Source organism: Burkholderia sp. Ac-20365, from assembly GCF_017104715.1.
In the GTDB taxonomy this organism is placed as follows: Bacteria; Pseudomonadota; Gammaproteobacteria; order Burkholderiales; family Burkholderiaceae; genus Paraburkholderia.
This window is the reverse complement of sequence record NZ_JAAGPI010000054.1, coordinates 13,135-31,779: the sequence shown is the minus strand read 5'-3', so window position 1 is coordinate 31,779 and position 18,645 is coordinate 13,135. Positions and strand designations below refer to the sequence as shown.

Genomic DNA, 18,645 nt, shown 5'->3' with positions numbered 1-18,645 from the left:
CGAGACCACGATGCTCTTCGTCCGCCCTGGCCGCCTGGCCGATCTCGACGCCTTGCAACAGATGGCGCGCAACGCGCAGCCCGTGCTGCACTCGCTGCCGCACGACCGGCGCGCGCTGGAGGCGCGCGTCGCGTTGTCGGAAGACTCGTTTCGCGCGGAAGTCGATTTTCCGGGCGAGGAGTTCTATCTCTTCGTGCTGGAAGACAGCGAGACGGGCAAGCTGCACGGCACGGCGAGCATCGTGGCGGCAGCGGGCTACGCGGAACCGTTCTACGTGTTCCGCAACGACGCGCTGATCCATGCATCGCGCGAACTGCACGTGAACCGCAAGATTCACGCGCTGACGATGTCGCATGAACTGACGGGCAAGAGCCGGCTCGCCGGCTTCTACATCGACCCGGCGATGCGCGGCGATGCCGCTGCGCATCTGATGTCGCGCGCGCGCATGATGTACATCGCCGCGAACCGCCAGCGCTTCACCTCCGAAGTGTTCTCGCTGCTGCTCGGCGTGACGGACGACTCGGGTGTGTCGCCGTTCTGGGAAGCGGTAGGCCGCAAGTTCTTCGGCCGCAATTTCGCCGATATCGAAGTGCAGTCGGGCGGCCGCAGCAGCACCTTCATCGCGGAAGTGATGCCGAGCTATCCGATCTACGTGCCGCTGCTGCCCGAAGCCGCGCAGCGCGTGCTCGGCGAGCCCGACGAAAAGGCGCTGCTCGCGTACGACATCCACATGGAAGAAGGCTTCGAGACGGACCGTTACGTCGATATCTTCGACGCGGGCCCCGTATTGACGGCGCAAATCGAACGCAGCGCGTGCGTGAAGCGCAACGAATCGCGCACGGTGCGCGAAGTAGCGGCGCAACAGGGCGCGACGTATCTGATCGCGAGCAACAAGCCGGGAGAATTCCGCTGCGTGCTCGCCGATCTGCCCGCGCATATAAGCGACGGCGCGCCGCTGCCCGCGGCCGCGCGCCACGCGCTCGACGTGCAGGATGGCGATACGGTGCGTTGCGTGCCGCTGCATCAGCAGGAACAGAAACAGACTACGGGAGAAGCACAATGATCGTCGTTCGCGTCGTTCAAACGGGCGATGTGGACGCGCTCGTCGCGCTCGCTCAAGAGACAGGTCCGGGTCTCACGACCTTCAAGCCGGATCGCGATGCGCTGTCGGAGCGCGTCGAGCGCGTGCGCCGTACGATCGAGGACAAGGCCGCGCCGCACGAGAAGGGCTACTTCTTCGTGATGGAAGATTCGCAGACGAAGGACATTGCCGGCGTCTGCGGCATTGAAACCGCTGTGGGTCTCGAGCAGCCGTTTTACAACTACCGCGTGAGCACGGTCGTGCACGCGTCGCAGGATCTCGGCATCTGGACGCGCATGCGGGCGTTGAACATTTCGCACGATCTGACGGGCTACGCGGAAGTGTGTTCGCTGTTTCTCAGCCCGCGTTATCGCGCGCATGGCGTAGGCGGCTTGCTGTCGCGCTCGCGTTTCATGTTCATCGCACAGTTTCGCGAGCGCTTTCCGCAGCGCATCTGCGCGGAATTGCGCGGCCATTTCGACGGTGACGGCACGTCGCCGTTCTGGCGCGCAGTCGGCTCGCACTTCTATCAGATCGACTTCAATGCCGCCGACTATCTCAGCTCGCACGGCCGCAAGTCGTTTCTTGCGGAACTGATGCCGCGTTTCCCGGTGTACGTCGAACTGCTGCCGGACGAAGCGCAAAAGGCCATCGGACTCACGCATAGCGACACGCTGCCTGCCCGCAAGATGCTCGAAGCGGAAGGGCTGCGCTACGAAAATCACGTCGATATTTTCGATGCGGGCCCTGTGCTCGAATGCCATATCGCCGACTTGCGCACGGTGCGTGAAAGCGTCGTCGTGCCCGTCGAGATCGTAGCCGCACGGGCGCCGGAAGACGGCCCGCGCTCGCTCGTATCGAACACGTCGCTTGACGATTTCCGCACGGGCGTCGCAGCGGGCGTGGTCGCGGACGGCGTGTTCCGGCTGACGGCCGATGAAGCGGCCGCATTGAACGTAAAGGCAGGCGAGTCGGTGCGCGTGCTGCCCCTGAAACAGAAATAAGGACGAACATGAGCGAGCTTTTCATCGACGGCGAATGGGTCGCCGGCACAGGACACGCATTCGCATCGCGCAACCCGGGCACGGGCGCAACGGTGTGGGAAGGCAACAGCGCGTCGGCGGAAGACGTCGATCGCGCCGTGATGAGCGCGCGCCGTGCGTTCGCGATGTGGTCGGCCGTGAGCCTCGACGAACGCGTCGCTATCGTGCGCCGCTTCGCGACGTTGATCAACGAGCGCAAGGAAACGATCGCCGAGGCGATTGGCCGCGAGACGGGCAAGCCGCTGTGGGAAGCGCGCACGGAAGTCGCGACGATGGCGGCGAAGGTCGATATCTCGATCCAGTCGTACAACGAACGCACGGGCGAGCGGCGTGCGCCGATGGCGGACGGCACAGCCGTGCTTCGGCATCGTCCGCATGGTGTGGTTGCCGTGTTCGGACCGTATAACTTTCCGGGGCATCTGCCGAACGGGCACATCGTCCCCGCGCTGATTGCAGGTAACGCGGTCGTATTCAAGCCGTCGGAACTCGCGCCGGGCGTTGCACGCGCAACCATCGAAGTGTGGCGCGACGCCGGCCTGCCCGCTGGCGTGCTGAATCTCGTGCAGGGCGAGAAGGACACGGGCATTGCGCTCGCCAACCATCGTCAGATCGACGGGCTGTTCTTCACGGGCAGCTCGGACACGGGCACGCTGCTGCACAAGCAGTTCGGCGGGCGTCCCGAGATCGTGCTCGCGCTTGAGATGGGCGGCAATAATCCTCTGGTGGTTGCACCTGTGGCCGATATCGACGCCGCCGTGCATCACACGATTCAGTCGGCGTTCCTGTCGGCAGGGCAGCGCTGCACATGCGCGCGCCGCATCTTCGTGCCGAACGATGCATTCGGCGACCAGTTCCTCGCGCGTTTCATCGAAGTGAGTTCGCGCATCACCGTCGGCGAATACAACGCCGATCCGCAACCGTTCATGGGTGCGGTGATTTCTGCGCGCGCGGCGTCGCGTCTGGTCGAAGCGCAGTCGAAGCTGATCGCAGACGGCGCGAAGCCTCTGCTCAAGATGGAACAGCGCGATCCGAAGCTCGGTTTCGTGTCACCCGCCATTCTCGATGTGACGAACGTACAGAACCTGCCCGACGAAGAGCACTTCGGCCCGCTCGCGCAGATCGTGCGTTACGGTTCGTTCGACGAAGCGATCTCCGGCGCGAACAATACGGCGTTCGGTTTGTCGGCGGGCCTGCTCGCGGATGGCGAAGCGCTGTGGACGCACTTCCAGCGCACGATCCGCGCCGGCATCGTGAACTGGAACCGGCCGACCAATGGCGCGTCGTCGGCGGCGCCGTTCGGCGGCACGGGCCGCTCGGGCAACAACCGGCCGAGCGCTTATTACGCAGCGGATTACTGCGCCTACCCGATGGCCTCCGTCGAAAGCGCGCAACTGCAAATGCCCGCGAGCGTGTCGCCGGGTCTTCATTTCTAAGGATCGACGATGCAAGCCACTGAAGCCAATTTCGACGGTCTCGTCGGACCGACGCACAACTACGCGGGGCTGTCGTTCGGCAACGTCGCGTCGCAAAACAACGACAAGTCCGTGGCGAACCCGAAGGCCGCTGCGAAGCAGGGCCTGCGCAAGATGAAGCAGCTTGCGGACCTCGGTTTCAACCAGGGCGTGTTGCCGCCGCAGGAACGTCCTTCGATGCGCCTGTTGCGTGAACTCGGCTTTTCGGGCGACGAAGCGAGCGTGATCGAACGCGTTGCCAAGAACGCGCCGGAGTTGCTCGCCGCAGCAAGCTCGGCCTCGGCGATGTGGACGGCGAATGCGGCGACGGTGAGCCCGTCGGCGGATACACACGATGGCCGTGTGCATTTCACGCCCGCGAACCTGACGAGCAAGCTGCATCGCGCGATCGAACACGAGTCGACGCGCCGCACGTTGCGCGCGATTTTCGCGGACCCGTCGCGCTTCGTCGTGCATGAGGCGCTGCCCGGCACGCCTGCGCTCGGCGACGAAGGCGCGGCAAATCACACGCGGTTTTGCGCGGAATATGGCGCGAAGGGCGTCGAATTCTTCGTGTACGGCCGCAGCGAATATCGCCGCGGACCGGAGCCGAAGCGCTATCCGGCGCGCCAGACGTTCGAGGCGAGCCGCGCCGTTGCGCATCGTCATGGTCTTTCCGACGACGCCACCGTGTATGCACAGCAGACGCCTGAAGTCATTGACGCCGGCGTGTTTCATAACGACGTGATCGCCGTCGGCAATGCGCGCACGCTGTTCTGCCATCAGCTTGCGTTTGTCGAACAGAAGGCTGTGTACGACGAACTGCGCGCGAAGCTCTCGAAGCTCAACGGCGAGTTCAATGTGATCGAAGTGCCGGACGCGCAGGTGAGCGTCGCCGATGCGGTGTCGTCGTATCTGTTCAACAGTCAGTTGCTGCTGAACAGGGATGGCAAGCAGGTGCTCGTGGTGCCGCAGGAATGCCGAGAGAATCCGCGCGTGGCCGCGTATCTGGATGAACTCGTTGCGAGCACGGCGCCCATCGACGACGTGCTGGTGTTCGATCTGCGCGAAAGCATGAAAAACGGCGGCGGCCCGGCATGTCTGCGTCTGCGTGTCGTGTTGAATGAAGCCGAGCGCGGCGCGGTGTCGCCGGGTGTGTGGATCGACGACAAGCTCTTTACGCGGCTCGATGGCTGGATCGAAAAGAACTATCGCGACCGACTCGCGCCAACGGATCTCGCCGATCCGCAATTGCTGAACGAATCGCGCACGGCGCTGGATGAATTGACGCAAATTCTCGGCCTCGGTTCGCTGTATGACTTCCAGCGCTGATCCGTCGATGCTCGACGATTTCCTTGCGTTCACGCTGGCCGGCAGCCGTCCTGCCGATGACGCGCGCGAAGGCGTGGGCGCGAACGGCGTGCGCTGGACGTGGATCGACGATGGCGTGGTGCAGTTCGAGCCTGCGGCCTTGTCGGGTGCTGAAACGCGCAGCGTGCTCGCGTCGGCAGGCGTGCATGGCGATGAGACTGCGCCGATCGAACTGATGTCGTTTCTCGTGCGCGACATCGCGCAAGGAAGTGCAGCGCTGACGTGCCGCTTGCTGGTGATACTCGGCAACGTGCAGGCGATGCGCGACTCGTGTCGCTATATCGACGACGATCTGAACCGGCTTTTCAGCGGACGTCACGCGCAGCTGCCCGACAGCCACGAGGCGCCGCGCGCGGCGGCGCTGGAGCGTATCGCGAAGCAGTTCTTCGACGCGGCATCGGATGCACCTGGTGCACGATGGCACGTCGATCTGCACACGGCGATTCGCGGTTCCGTGTTCGAGCAGTTCGCGCTATTACCGCATACGGGCGCACCGTTATCGCGCGCAATGTTCGAATGGCTGCGCGATGCGCGCATTTCGGCTGTGCTATTGCATACGACGAAGGGCAACACGTACTCGCATTTCACCGCCGAGACATGTGGTGCCGATGCGTGCACGCTGGAGTTGGGCAAGGTGAGGCCGTTCGGGCAGAACGACCTGTCACGCTTCGCTTCCGCCGACGCAGCATTGCGGCAGTTGATCGCCGGTGAGCCGGGCGATGCGTCGTTGCCGCTGCCGCGCGTGTTCACGGTGATCGATCAGATCACCAAGCAAAGCGATGCATTCGAATTGCTGTTCGCGAAAGACGTGGCCAATTTCACGGCATTCGAACGCGACACCGTGCTTGCGCGCGATGGCGATTATCGCTATGTCGTGCGGCACGACGAAGAGCGCATCGTGTTTCCCAACGCGACGGTAAAACCTGGTTTGCGAGCAGGGCTTCTCGTCGTCGAGACGACCGATCAAACCCACTCGGAACTCATGTAGACCTGGAAGGGCACGCGGCTCACGGTTTGACTGTGTCGCTTCCATAGCCGCCGCCCAGCGCCCGCGTCAGCGCAATGTCTTGTGCGAGACGCTGTCCATCGAGCAGCAAAAGCGCCATCTGTTCTGCCAGCATAGGCAGGCGCGCTTCGGTTGCGATCTGACGGCTCGCGAGACCCCGCGCGTAATGCGCTTCGGCAGATTCCTGCGCGAACCGGGTCGCGTCGACCTTTTCCATTTGTAGTGCGCGCTCGTCATCGAGTGCCTGCAGACGGCTGCTGCTGACGGCAACGTCGCGCACCGCGTTGAGTACGGCCTGATTGTATTGTTCGATCAGCATGTCGCTGGCCGCGCGGGTGCCGTGCAGATTCGCATTCAGACGTCCGCCGTCGAAGATCGGCAGATAGAGGCCCGGTATCAGGTTGATCTGCTGGCTGGCGGCCCGGAACAGCTTGTCGATATGCAGCGAGTCGAGACCGATCAACGCCTTGATGTCCAGACTGGGATAGAACGCGGCCTTCGCGGCATCGATCTGGCTGAACGACGATTGCACGTACCAGCGCATTGCCTGAAGGTCGGGGCGCCGTGCGAGCAGTTCATATTGCAGGGTATCCGGCAGGCTCGCGGACACTTGCGGCAGCGGCACGGGCCCGATATCACGCAGATCGTCGGCGCCTGAGCCGGCGAGCGCGCGGATGGATTCGCGCAACTCCTTGATCTGTCCTTGAGCGGCAACGATCTGGCGATTGACGGCCAGCAACTGGGCACGCGCGCCGTGCAACGGCACTTGTGCTTCCAGACCGCGCTGGACCTTGCCCTGATGCGCGTCGACCGCGTAGCCGAGCACGTCTCTGGTTTGCTGCAGCAGGTCGAGCATCTGATACGTGGTCTGCATGCTGTAGTAGAGCTGTGCGAGCCCCGACGCGATATCCAGTTCCGCCGCAGCCGTTTCGGCGATGCGCGCATTCTGCACGCCGAGCGCGGCTTCGACGGCCGAACGGTGCATGCCCCACAAATCGATGTTGAGATCGGCGACCACGCCAAGCGCGCCCTCCGTGTACCACGGCCCCGTGATGCCGAGCCGCGGCAAATTCAGTGCGTAGGGGCCGAGAAAACCATTCGCCGATGCGCGTTGTTCGTTGACGAGCGCGAACGCGGCCATTTGCAGGCCCGTGCCCGCGCGCAGCAGATCCGCCTGTGAGCCCGCCTGCGTCACGCGCGTGCGGGCCATCGCGATGGTGGGCGAGCCGGACAGCGCACGCACGATCAGCGCATTGAGTTGCGGATCGTTGTAGCGCTTCCACCATTGGGCGTCCGGCCAGCCGTCATGGGCGAGATGGATGTCGCTGGCGAGCCGGATCTGTTCGGGCGCGATCTGCGCGTGCGGTGCCGTATCGTTGTGAATCAGTGCACAGCCCGACAGCAGCGCCATGCACCCGATCAGCATGCCGAGCCTGAAGCGAGAGGGTGAGTGTGTCATGTCAAATGCTCTTTCCCGGTTGCACGTCGGCTGCGTCGACGCCGGAAGCAACGTCGGTCCAATCCGGTAGTTCGATGATCTGCGTGGCCAGTTGCCGCATGTGTGCGGCAAGCGCCGGCGGCACGTTGGCGGATGGATCGACAGCGGGCAGCGAGCGGCGCAGCGCGGTTGTGGACGGTTGCGCGGCGAGACCGTCTGCGTAGTGATCGAGCGCGTCTGCGGCGCGCTGGCGCCACGCGTCAGAAGCGGGATCGACGGGGTCGGCGACGAGCCTGTTTTGTACGACGTCCCATTGATCGATGATCTGCCGCATGCGGGCCAGTACGTCGCGTGCGCGGTGCAACAGCGCGCGCCGCGTGCCGGAAGGCAGGCTGGCTTCGAATGCCACACGCTCGACCATGTCGTCGCAGACCTTGAGCGCGTTCCAGCACGCCGCACGTTGTTGCAGATACTTCAGGTGTTCGGATTCACCCACGCACGCCGACGGCCGAACGAGCTTGCCCGCTTCGCGCAGCGAATCGGCCAGTTTCTGGCGGATCGTGCCTGCTTCGCTTTCGGGCCAGATATACGCGTAGACGACGGCCGACACGACGATGCCGATCACGATGCCGATCGCACGGTCGCGAATTTCCGTCAGATCGGTGGACGGACCGAAGCCGCTTTCCAGCGTCGCCATCGCGAAGGTGAACACGAACTGCGTGCCGATGTACGACGACCGCTCGGATCCCGTCGCGACCCAGGCGCCCGCGAAGCATATCGGGGCGAGCATCAGCAGAAAGCCGAAAATGCCGTCGACGTGCGGGATGATGACGATGGTCGTGAGCAACGCAAGCAGCGCGCCGATCAATGCGCCGCTACAGCGCAGCAGCATTTTCTGGAACGACGCGCCCGTGCTCGGATACGCGACGATCACGCAGGTCAGCATGCTCGTGTGGATACCGTCCCATTGCGCACCGTGATAGAACACGTAGCAGATCGACGCGGCCAACGCCACCTTGAGCGCAAAGCGCAGATACATCGGGTTGGTCAGCGTGTCGGCAACGAACAGCGGATCTTTTGCAGCCTTCGGCGCGGGTTGACCGAGGTCGAAGCCGGCCAACGCTTGCAAGGTATGGCACAGGCTGTCCAGACCATACGCGGCTGCCGTCGAGCGTTCGGCATCGCCAGGTGTCCACGTGGCCCGATACGGCTCGGCACGCTCGCACGATTCTTTCAGCGCGGCGATTTCGTCGTTGATTCTGCACAAGAGCGCACGTGCGCCGTCGCCCATGGGGAGCCGGCGCGCCGCGAGTGCGGCCGTCTTCGCGCGCAGGTAGCCGACTGCTGCGATGCAGGCGTTCCAGTAAGGCGCAATCGCGCGATAACCGGCGTCATCCGCACTGGCGAACGTGTGCAATCCTTGTAGCGCCAGCGTGTCCTTTTCGATGCGTGTGGCGGCCCATGCCGACTGCGCGTTAGCGTTGCCCGTCGGGATCTGTTCGAGACGCACGGATACGTCGGCAAGCTGCCGATGCAGTTCGCGCTGCACAAGCGCAACTGGACGGGAAGGGAAGAGGTAACCGCACACGATCACCGTGAGCAGCACGGGATACAACCCCGCGACGATGGCCCACATCAGCGCACGCACGGCGATCTCGGGAAAGTCCAGCGCATCGGGAATGGTCTGGCCATACGCAGCCACCAGCGCGACTGCGAAAAACATCAACCCGAGCTTGTTGACCCGCATCAGATACATGCTGCCGATCAGAATCAGCCCGGCGGCCACGATGCGGATCAGCGGATAACCGTATGCATACTTGAGCACGAGAAACAGGCAACCGACGTCGAGTACCGTCGCGACGACAAACACGACCGCGACGACCCGCGTAAAGAACGCATTCGATTGCACGCCGTAAAACAGCACGATCAGCGATACCGCAATCATCGGCACCCGCAAGGTCATCGATACAAAGACGACGAGCAGGCAAAGCGAACCCAACTGGGTTGCCTGAGCAGCGCGCCCGGGGCGCGCTTCTGTGAGTTCTTCGTGCAGGAAGTTCGCCAGAGCGTGGAGACGCTCCGGCACGTAGCCGGCCAGATTCATTGCGGACTCAGGAGCGGGGTTGATCGGCGGCCTGCGGATTCAGTTGCGCGACGGCCGACGCGCCGATCCTGAACAGTTCCGCATCGGGTTGATCGACCCGGATCTTGACCGGAAAACGCTGCGCGACGCGCACCCAGTTGATGCTGCGCTGTACGCGCGGCAGTCCGCCGAGCACGAGACCGCCATCGTCGGGCAGCACGCCGTAGCCGATCGAATCGACGGTACCCTTGAACCGCTTGCCAGTGTCGCTCATCAGATAGATCGTCGCAGGCGTGCCGGGACGGATGCGCTTCAGTTCGGTCTCGCGAAAGTTGGCGATCACGTACCAGTGCTGTGTGTCGATCAGCGTGAAAACCGGCTTGAGCGCCGAAGCAAACTGGCCGACTGAAGTCTTCAGCGACACGACGCGGCCGTCGAATGGCGCGCGCACGGTCGCCATGTCGAGCCGCAACTGCATCAGCGCGATGTCGGCGAGCACGACGTCGCGTTGCGCAACCAGCGCGTCGACGCCTGTGACCGCCGAGCTGGCCTGCTGGGCCTGGAGCCGCGCGGCCACCAGGTCGGCCTCGGCTGCGCGTTGCGCCGTGCGGACGCGATCGACTTCTTCCGCCGATACATAGCCGGGCGCGAGCAGCGGCTGAGTGCGGCGAAGCGTTTCCGTTGTTTGCGCCGCCGCGACGCGCGCCCGCTCGACCAGCGCATGCACGGAATCCGCGCCGTATTGCTGTGCCGTCACGACACGCCGCGTGAGTGCGATCTGTTTGTCGAGCGCGACGAGCGACGCGTTGGCGCGCGCCAGTTCATCCTCGAACGGACGGGGATCGACACGGAACAGCAGATCCCCCTTGCTGACCTGCTGATTGTCCCTGACGGCCATCTCCACGATGCGTCCGCTGACTTCGGATACCACATCGATCGTGTCGGCCTGTGCGTAGGCGTCGTCGGTGGCGGGGGCGGTATCCACACGCCAGATGACGTAGACGAGTAGCGCTAGCGTAACGGCAGCCAGCATCAGCGCGGGCCACTTTCTGCTTTTCAATGTGTTGGGGCGAACGGCCATCGGAAGGCTCAGATTGACGAGATTGCAGCGTTAGAAGAAGACCAGCCAGACCAGCAGCGAAAAGAACAGCATCAAAGTGGGCTGCACCATCACGGGCGGCCCGAGCGCACGCGACTGTCCGAACCGGTCCAGCACGCTGCGTGCGATCAGCGCGAGCACGAGCCCGGCGATCGCGCAAAAAAGCCAGTCCGGAAAAAACGAGCCGAGCACGGAAATGGACTGCGGCCGCGTGCAGCCGGAGACAGCCAGGCAGGGCATGATCAACAGGATCGGTCTGGTCACAGTCAAAGCCATTAGAAATGGGAGAGCGACGCTGCGCCCGGATGTATCCGGGCGGCAGCGCAGCGCGAGAGCAGCATGCGAGAAGCACGTTCGACATGCGTGCTTCTCGCGCGGACTCATCTCGTTGGGTCAGTCGTTCTTTTTGCTCATCGCTTTCACGCGCGCGTTATTGCGCGCGATCTCGGCATCGACGCCGGCCCGAATGCCGTCGACCGTGAAGCTGGCGGGCGTCTGCGCAGGCGGATATGCGACGAAGGTGTCGAGGAACTTGCCTGTCTCGGCAATCGCGCCGTACAGGACGTAGACGTTCTTGGTCGTCCAGTCGTAGTACTGGTCGGAGACGACGTCGGCGCGCTCGTACGGATCCATGCGCAGGTTGAAGATCTTCGGCACGCGCAGACAGGTCAGCGGGTTGTTCCATACTGCGAAGCCGCCGGGCGCGCGCTGTTCGCAATAGACGAACTTCCAGTCTTCGTAACGCATGTCGACCAGCACGCCGTCGTCGTCGAAGTAATAGAACTCCTTGCGTTCGCTCTTTGCCTGCGTGCCTTCGAGATACGGCAGCTGGTTGTAGCCGTCCAGGTGATTCTTAAAGGTTCGTCCGCCGATGCTCGCGCCCCTGAGCAGGCGATCTTTGATGCCTGTGTCGCCGGCGGCTGCCAGCAGCGTGGGGAACCAGTCCATGCCGGAGAAGATTTCGTTCGATACCTGGCCCGGCTTGATGTGGCCTGGCCAGCGTACGAGCGCCGGCACGCGGAAGGCGCCTTCGTAGTTCGAGTCTTTTTCGTTGCGGAACGGCGTCGTCGCGGCGTCCGGCCACGAGAACTGGTTCGGACCGTTGTCCGTCGTATAGACCACGATGGTGTTGTCGGCGATACCCATTTCGTCGAGCGATTTGAGCAGCTTGCCGACATCCTGGTCGTGCTCCCACATGCCGTCGGCGTAGGTGTCGCCCGCCATGCCGCCCTTGTCCTTGTACTCGGGGCGCACATGCGTGAACACGTGCATGCGCGTGGTATTCATCCAGACGAAGAACGGCTTGTCGGCGCTGGCTTGAGTCTTCATGAAATCGATGGCGCGGCCGGTGGTCTCGTCGTCGATGGTTTCCATGCGCTTCGACGTGAGCGGGCCCGTGTCCGTGCAAACCTGTTTGCCGACCTTGCCGAAGCGTGCATCGACGGTTGTATCGTCGTGATCCGTTGCCTTGCAGTCCATCACCCCGCGTGGCATGAACAGCTTCGCATAGGCTTTGCCTTGAGGCGTATCGGCTTTAGGCCAGTACGGACGCTCGGGTTCTTCTTCCGCGTTCAGGTGATAGAGATTGCCGTAGAACACATCGAAGCCGTGGACGGTCGGCAGGTATTCGTTGCGGTCACCCAGGTGATTCTTGCCGAACTGGCCAGTCACATAACCTAGGGGCTTGAGCGCCTGGGCGATCGTCACGTCCGATGCCTGCAGCCCTTGCGTCGCGCCGGGAATCCCCACCTTGCTCAAGCCGGTGCGCAATGGCGACTGCCCGGTGATGAAGGAAGAGCGGCCGGCCGTCGAGCTGTTCTCCGCGTAGTAGTCGGTGAACATCATCCCTTCGTGCGCGAGGCGGTCGATGTTGGGCGTCTGATAGCCCACGACCCCTTTGCCGTAGACACTGATGTTGGTCTGGCCGATGTCGTCGCCGAAGATGACCAGAATATTGGGCGGCCGGGTCGTGTCGGCTGCGAACGCAACGGGGCTGAACGCCAGCCAGCCGGATACCGCCGCGGACAGCGCCGTGACGATCCTGCGTTTGAGCATGTGTCTGAGAGCCATGGTCTTTGTTTCCATCGATTGCTTGTGTTGACGAGGGGCGGCGCGACGCGGCCGGATCGGGTGCAAGCGGGTTTGCATCCGTCCTGCGTTCGCGGGGACTACGCTAGGTGTGCTGGAGGCTGCCGGCGATCTGTCGCAGCCTTGGGCCGGCATGCGCATGGAACTGCCGGATGCCCGGGCATAGATAGTTGAGTCCGGGCTCGCCGTCCGGCGCGCGGACGAGGCGGTTCTTCGGACATTCGCCCCAGCACAGGTTCAGGTGTCTGCATTGCAGGCAATAGTTCGGAAGGGTGTCCTTCTTGCCGAAGCCGAAGGCTTTCTGCCGCTCCGAGAATGCGATGTGATGAAGCGGATGACGGGCGATGTCGCCGAGTTCGTACTCGGGGTAGACGTAGTGATCGCACGAATAGACGCGGCCGTCGTGCTCCATGGCCAGGCCCTTGCCGCAGAAAGGCGCGGTGATGCAAAGCTGCGACGGCATCCCCATGGTCTGCGCGACGGCCGTTTCGAAGAGGTTGACCAGCACGCGCCCCAGGTCCTCGCGATACCACTCGTCGAACGTGCGGCTCAGGAAATAGCCCCAGTCGTCGGGATCCACGGACCAGTCGGTGACGACGGAATCTGCCGCGCCTGGTCTTGCTCGCTCGGAGCCGACCACGGGAATCGATGCGTCATCCCAGAACTGCGGCGCGACCTGTTTGAATGTCCGCGCTTCCACGCACGGGTTGAACTGCACATACGTTGCGCCGACTTCGCGTGTCAGGAAGCGATAGACGTCGACGGGCCGGCGTGCATTGAGGCGGTTGATCACGGCGAGCGCATTGAAGGCGACACCATGCCGGTGAATACAGTCGAGCCCTCGCATGACCCGGTCGAACGTCGGTTTGCCCGAGCGCGACACACGGTAGGCGTCGTGCAGTTCGCGCGGTCCGTCTATCGACAGGCCGACCAGAAAGTCATGCTGCTTCAGAAATGCGCACCACTCGTTGTCGAGTGCGGTGCCGTTGGTCTGCAGGTTGTTTTCGATGCGCTGGCCCGGCCGTTTGTACTGCTGCTGCAGGCGCACGACCTTGCGGAAAAAGTCGAGCCCCATCAGCGTCGGCTCTCCGCCTTGCCAGGAAAACACGACCTGCTCGCCGTCTTGCGCATCGATGTATTGACGGATGAACGTTTCGAGCGTGGCGTCGCTCATGAAGTCGCCGCGGCGCTGCTCGAGCAACTGTTCCTTGTGCAGATAGAAACAGTAAGTGCAATCGAGATTGCAGGCCGACCCCGTCGGCTTGGCCATGACGTGAAAGCGCCGCTTGAAGCGGGGACCCGAGGGCGGGGCGTCGACATCGCCCAGACTGGTCGGTAGGGGTGTCAGGGGGATGGTCGTGCTGTTTTTCATCGCGGTCGATGTTCGATGATTCGCACGGAAAGTTGCCGCGTCGAAATCGTTTTATCAGGGTAATGTCGCATTCCGTATTGAAAAATATCCTACGCATAACGAAGTAATAAGGGTATTGGACCAAAGGCGAATTGTGTCGTCGCGCGTCGATGGATACCCTGTCACGCGCCGCGAGCCGCGACGTCTTCCGGTCGCTCTGAGTCCATCGACAGAATGTCAACACATGCGCCTGGTAGCCTCCGCGGTCCAGACAATTTCTTCGGAACGATTGCGCGGTTGCGACAGATTTTTTCGGAATTGTGCCGCTCAGGTCAGCGGCGGCCAGACATGCAGAGTCAGTCTTGTTGATGGGGCGACCGGGCGAGACCCTGTAAAATCCCGCGCTCGCGTCGTCTTGTGCGCTGCATCAAACGGGGCGAGGGCGTTTGTACCGCATTTTTGGCGTTGCAATGATCCGCGCACGCCCAGGGCGGTGCATGCCGCCCACCGGCACTTCTTGAGGAAAAGTTTCGATGAAAATGAGTTGGCAAAAGATGGCCGCGCTCGTCGCACTGACGGGCGCCACGATGGCAGCAAACGTATCGGCCGCAGAAATCAGGGAAATCCGCTTCGGCGTCGAGGCGTCCTATGCGCCGTTCGAATCGAAGTCGCCTGCTGGCGAGCTGCAAGGCTTCGACATCGACATCGGCAATGCCGTCTGCGCCAAGCTGAAGGCGAAGTGCGTGTGGGTCGAGAATGCGTTCGACGGCCTGATTCCCGCACTGCAGGCGCGCAAGTTCAACGCGATCAACTCGGACATGTCGATTACCGACCAGCGCCGCGCCGTGATCGACTTCACCGACCCCATCTACGTGATCCCCAACCAGATGATCGCGAAGAAGGGCAGCGGCTTGCAGCCCACGGCGGCATCGCTGAAGGGCAAGCATGTTGGCGTGCTGCAGGGCACGATCCAGGAAACCTACGCGAAGGCGAAGTGGGCGCCCGCCGGCGTCGACGTGATTCCTTATCAGACGCAGGACCAGGTCTACGCGGACCTCGTCGCCGGACGTCTCGATGCGTCGTTCCAGGACGCGGAAGCGGCATCCAAGGGCTTCCTCAAGAAGCCGCAAGGGGCAGGCTTCGAATTCGCCGGTCCCGCCGTGTCGGACGAAAAACTGCTTGGCTCGGGCGTCGGCTTCGGTCTGCGCAAGGGCGACGCCCAGTTGAAGGACGCCGTCAATCAGGCGCTCAAGGAACTGAAGGCAGACGGCACGATCGACCGGCTCGCCGCGAAGTACTTCGACGTCAAGGTCACGCTGAAGTAATGCAAGCGTAACCGGCGCAGATCGTTGCGCCGGAACCGACTTTCGAACCGGCCGCTTCTAGCGGCCGGTTTTGTTTTTCTGCCTTGTTTCAGGGTCTTTTTTCGCATCGCCGGGTCCCCGTGGAAGTCTGCCTGCGCTAGAATTGGCGCACGAGGAAAGACGGCTCGACATGTCGCGGGTGGACATGCCGGACAAAGCCGCCAGAACGATACCGAACAGACGAGAGCACGAAGCGCCGAGCTTCGCCACAACTACTTGCATGAGACCGGTGTAGGCGCTCAGGCGCAGACGCTGGCCGGACAGGGGACCGGAATGACCACCAACGCAGTCGAGGAACGCCAGGCAGAGAGCGTTCCGGGCATCGCGCCGGGCGCACGCGCAAACGTTTCGTTTGCCCGCCAGCCCATCCTGAATCGCGACAACATGTTGTGCGCGTTCGAACTCAAGCTCTATCAAACGCCAGCCGCTGAATTGGGCGAATCCGGCGAACCGGATTCGGAAGCCGCGCCGCAAAAGGCGCAAGCGAGTGCCGCGGCCGTCATCATTCAGGCCGTTCTGCAGCCCGACGTGCGCGCGGCGCTCGCCAATCATGCTGGCTATCTGCCTGTCACGCGCGAACTGCTGTTCGACGACGCGATCCGCAGCCTGCCCGCCGAGCGCTTCATGTTCGAGCTGCCGTCCGATATCGTCGCCGACGATCTGCTGATCGCGCGCATTGTCGAACTTCACGGCCGCCGCTATCGCTTCGTGATCGACAACGTCGCCCAGGCCAACGAGACCTTCGCTCGCCTGCTGCCCTATGCGGACGCGGTGAAGGTCGACATGAACCGCATCCCGCAGACGATGCTGCCGAAGTTCGCAAGCGTCCTGAAATCGGCGGGCAAGCTGCTGATCGCGCAGGGTGTGGAATCGCAGGAGGTGTTCGAACAGGCGTTCAACCTCGGCTTCGACCGCTTTCAGGGTTTTTACTTCGTGCATCCGCAGGGTGCGGCGGCACGCAAGGTCAGCGCGCCGCGCCACGCGCTGCTGAATCTGCTGCAACTGCTCGGCGGCGAGCCGACCGTCGCGCAGCTCGAAGCGGAGCTTAAGCTGAACCCGGTGCTCGTCATGCATCTGATGCGTCTCGCGAATTCGAGCGGTCTCGCGATGGGCCGCAAGGTCACGACGCTGCGCGAGGCGATCAACGCAACGGGCACGAACCGTATCGCGCGTTGGACGCAGTTGCTGCTGTACGCGGACGGCCGCAAGGTTGCGCTCGAAGACGATCCGCTGCTGCAACTCGCCGCGACGCGTGCGCGTTTCATGGAACTGGCTGTCGAACGCCTGCCTGAAGCGGGCCGCGACGAAGCCGATGCGGCGTTTCTCACGGGCGTGTTTTCGTTCGTCGATTCCGTGTTCGGCGGTTCGCTCGAACACACGCTCAATGTGCTGGCATTGTCCAAGCCGATTCGCGATGCCATCCTGCTGCGCGAAGGCGTGCTCGGAACCTTGCTCTCGGTGGTCGAGGCGCTGGAGCGCGGTGCGTGGGATGAGATCGAGCGTATCAGCGCGAAGCTGGAAGGGCTGCAGGTGCTCGATATCGCGCAGATGGGGCTGGTCGCTGCCGCATGGGCGGGCATTGCGGATCGCAGCGCGGAGGCTTCAGGGCTGGAGCGGATCGAGGATTGATGCAGGACGATGCGCGGCTCGTATGCCTGAGCCGCGCATGTCGGTAGAAGAGGGCACGCAAGGTGCCCGTTGAAACGCGGTATAAAACGCGTCGATTAAAGCGCGTCGATTAAAGCGTCTCGACTTCACTCACAGGCGCATGCGCAAAGAACCTTCCCAACTCTCGCGCGAGTTCATTGAGCGCAGCCATTTCTCGCTGTGAAATGCGGCGCGGCACGTCATGATGCGCCCAGTCGCCATACAGCAGCGCAACCGTCGACTTGTTCTCCAGCACCACAGGCAGCAGCACGAACGAGTGCACGTCCTGGAACGCGCGGCGATACCAGTCGGGCAAACGCGCATGCATCTTCGGGTCGCGTGCATTCTCGATGAAGATGCCTACCGAATTCGCGATCGCGAGATGAAACACATCGGGCTGGAAGGCCGTCGCGAAGCTGAGCTTCGGCAGCGCGGCGTCGATCCTCGCGCCGAATCCCATCGTCGCCTTGAAGATGCCGCTGCCATGGCGAACGAACACGACGGTGCGCTCGAACTGCAAGCCCGCAAGCACGGTCTCCGATGCCATCGCGAGCGCAGGCGCGAGCCCGCTGTCGCTCGGCAGCGCCTGCAATTCACCGACGCCCGCGCGGATGCACGACTCAGGATCGAGTGACTGGCGCGCAATCGCATCGGCGTTCGCGCGCAATTCGAAGATTTCGCGCATCACGCCGTCACGGGTTTCTTCTTCGGCGAGCGTCAGGCTCATTTCGACCAGCACGTCGGGTTCGGTGTTGAGCGTGCGGCTGTAGCGCTGCGCCAGTTCGGCAATACGCACGTCGCGCTGCGCCTTCGGCAGATGCGGCTGCGTCAGCACGTTCGCGACTTCCGTCGAGTAATTCGTGATCGCGCGCAGCCATTGCACCTGGCGCGGTTCGTCCTGCTGCAGCGGATCGAACTCGGACATGCCGACGCGGATCATCTCCGGCAGACGCCAGCGCGTCGCCGCTTCGAGTCCGATCTCATGGAAGGTCACGCCGAGCACGCTGTCGCAGGCTTCGTTTTCGCCCATGCCCGTATCGACCTGGCGGCGAATCTGGTCCCACTCGGCGTCGAGATAGAACACCACCAGCAGCTTGCCGATCTGCCGCATCAACGTGCAGACAACAGCCTCTTCGCCGTCGCGCAGATCGCCGCGCTCGGTGAGCTTGCGCGCGACGCAGCCCGACAGCATCGTGCGGTTGAGTTCGAGCTTGGCGTCGATACGGCGCGGCGCGCTGTGATGAAAGTGATCGACGATCTTCAGGCCGACGACGAGATGCCCGACGGCATCCATGCCGAGCACCATCAGCGCGCGCGAGACGGTCGTGATGTTGCCGCCGAACGCCATGTACATCGCCGAATTCGCGAGACGCAGCACCTTCTGTGTCAGCGCGAAGTCGGAGAGCACGATCTGCACGAGTGCGCTGAAATCGAGGTCGTCGTTATTCATCGCGGCCATCGTCGTGCGGAGCGACTGCTGCAGCATCGGAAAATCGCCGCGCTCGTTCATGCGAGCCCAAAGCCGGTCAAGCAGGGCAGCCTTTAGCATGAGAGTTCCGCAAGAGGCATACAGGTTCCAGTGAGTGCCACGTCATCGCGTAGCGGGTGCGCGGTATCGATACG

Annotated in this window: 14 protein-coding genes; 7 read left to right on the top strand and 7 right to left on the bottom strand. The window is 63.1% G+C overall.

Annotation, left to right across the window (positions count from 1 at the left end):
- The first annotated feature begins 10 nt into the window (after positions 1-10).
- Genes aruF through astE form a run of 5 tightly spaced genes read left to right on the top strand, consistent with a single transcriptional unit; the run spans position 11 to position 5,934 of the window.
- The gene (gene aruF, locus G3O01_RS41540; RefSeq protein WP_205813293.1) at positions 11-1,063 is read left to right on the top strand and encodes an arginine/ornithine succinyltransferase subunit alpha; all 1,053 of its coding nucleotides are present in this window, start codon (positions 11-13) and stop codon (positions 1,061-1,063) included.
- Positions 1,060-2,085, top strand: a complete 1,026-nt coding sequence (astA, locus tag G3O01_RS41535) for an arginine N-succinyltransferase (RefSeq protein WP_205813292.1) — start codon at positions 1,060-1,062, stop codon at positions 2,083-2,085. The genes aruF and astA overlap by 4 nt, the downstream gene beginning before the upstream one ends.
- A gap of 8 nt (positions 2,086-2,093) precedes the next feature.
- A complete protein-coding gene (astD, locus tag G3O01_RS41530; RefSeq protein ID WP_205813291.1) occupies positions 2,094-3,557 on the top strand; it encodes a succinylglutamate-semialdehyde dehydrogenase in 1,464 nt (487 codons plus the stop codon).
- 9 nt (positions 3,558-3,566) lie between these two features.
- On the top strand, positions 3,567-4,907 hold the full coding sequence (astB, locus tag G3O01_RS41525; RefSeq protein ID WP_205813290.1) for an N-succinylarginine dihydrolase: 1,341 nt from the start codon (positions 3,567-3,569) through the stop codon (positions 4,905-4,907).
- Complete coding sequence (gene astE, locus G3O01_RS41520; protein ID WP_205813289.1) at positions 4,891-5,934, top strand: succinylglutamate desuccinylase; 1,044 nt, start codon at positions 4,891-4,893, stop codon at positions 5,932-5,934. The genes astB and astE overlap by 17 nt, the downstream gene beginning before the upstream one ends.
- 19 nt (positions 5,935-5,953) lie before the next feature.
- Here astE and G3O01_RS41515 read toward each other — a convergent pair whose 3' ends face one another.
- The 6 genes from G3O01_RS41515 to G3O01_RS41490 form a co-directional block, all read right to left on the bottom strand.
- On the bottom strand, positions 5,954-7,411 hold the full coding sequence (locus G3O01_RS41515) for an MdtP family multidrug efflux transporter outer membrane subunit (RefSeq protein WP_205813288.1): 1,458 nt from the start codon (positions 7,409-7,411) through the stop codon (positions 5,954-5,956).
- Position 7,412: 1 nt separating this feature from the next.
- A complete protein-coding gene (locus tag G3O01_RS41510; protein ID WP_205813287.1) occupies positions 7,413-9,494 on the bottom strand; it encodes an FUSC family protein in 2,082 nt (693 codons plus the stop codon).
- Positions 9,495-9,501: 7 nt separating this feature from the next.
- Positions 9,502-10,554, bottom strand: coding sequence for a multidrug transporter subunit MdtN (gene mdtN / locus G3O01_RS41505; RefSeq protein ID WP_205813286.1), 1,053 nt, complete (start codon positions 10,552-10,554; stop codon positions 9,502-9,504).
- Between the two features lie 30 nt (positions 10,555-10,584).
- Entirely contained in the window at positions 10,585-10,836 is a 252-nt protein-coding gene (locus G3O01_RS41500) for a YtcA family lipoprotein (protein WP_346779264.1), read from the bottom strand.
- 129 nt (positions 10,837-10,965) lie between these two features.
- On the bottom strand, positions 10,966-12,657 hold the full coding sequence (locus tag G3O01_RS41495) for an arylsulfatase (RefSeq protein ID WP_205813285.1): 1,692 nt from the start codon (positions 12,655-12,657) through the stop codon (positions 10,966-10,968).
- 88 nt (positions 12,658-12,745) lie between these two features.
- The gene (locus G3O01_RS41490; protein ID WP_241024702.1) at positions 12,746-13,930 is read right to left on the bottom strand and encodes an anaerobic sulfatase maturase; all 1,185 of its coding nucleotides are present in this window, start codon (positions 13,928-13,930) and stop codon (positions 12,746-12,748) included.
- A 614-nt stretch (positions 13,931-14,544) separates the two neighbouring features.
- On the opposite strand from G3O01_RS41490, the gene G3O01_RS41485 reads away from it, so the two are divergent.
- Positions 14,545-15,336, top strand: coding sequence for an ABC transporter substrate-binding protein (locus G3O01_RS41485; RefSeq protein ID WP_205813283.1), 792 nt, complete (start codon positions 14,545-14,547; stop codon positions 15,334-15,336).
- 312 nt (positions 15,337-15,648) lie between these two features.
- On the top strand, positions 15,649-17,004 hold the full coding sequence (locus G3O01_RS41480; RefSeq protein ID WP_205813282.1) for an EAL domain-containing protein: 1,356 nt from the start codon (positions 15,649-15,651) through the stop codon (positions 17,002-17,004).
- Between the two features lie 109 nt (positions 17,005-17,113).
- Here G3O01_RS41480 and G3O01_RS41475 read toward each other — a convergent pair whose 3' ends face one another.
- The gene (locus tag G3O01_RS41475) at positions 17,114-18,571 is read right to left on the bottom strand and encodes an HDOD domain-containing protein (RefSeq protein ID WP_205813281.1); all 1,458 of its coding nucleotides are present in this window, start codon (positions 18,569-18,571) and stop codon (positions 17,114-17,116) included.
- Positions 18,572-18,645: the final 74 nt, after the last annotated feature.